The sequence below is a fragment of the Erythrobacter sp. HI0063 genome (assembly GCF_001635685.1).
In the GTDB taxonomy this organism is placed as follows: Bacteria; Pseudomonadota; Alphaproteobacteria; order Sphingomonadales; family Sphingomonadaceae; genus Qipengyuania.
Genome location: NZ_LWFF01000246.1, coordinates 1 through 260, shown reverse-complemented (window position 1 = coordinate 260; position 260 = coordinate 1). Strand labels below are relative to the sequence as shown.

Genomic DNA, 260 nt, shown 5'->3' with positions numbered 1-260 from the left:
TCAGGTGGAGCGAAGGGCCACCGAGGCCGCCATAGCGACGCGCGCGAAGGAACAATCGATGCTGATCGAAAGCATTGACGGAATCGTTCCGCTACGACTTTCCAACAAGGAACAAGGACGGTTCTCTCGCTGGCAAAACAAACTCAGCGAAAGCCTCAACGCCGGGGTTTCGGAAGAGCGGGTGCGAATATGGCAGGAAACGTCGAACACCCTGATCGTTCAGCTCGAAACCATTATCGTAGTAGCTCTGGCTGTTGGCC

General features: G+C 55.8%; 1 protein-coding gene. It reads left to right on the top strand.

Annotated elements, in window-relative coordinates; translation table 11 throughout:
* Positions 1-58: 58 nt before the first annotated feature.
* Positions 59-260, top strand: a 202-nt coding sequence (locus A3736_RS08005) for a hypothetical protein (RefSeq protein WP_156502043.1), incomplete at its 3' end; no start/stop codon positions are given.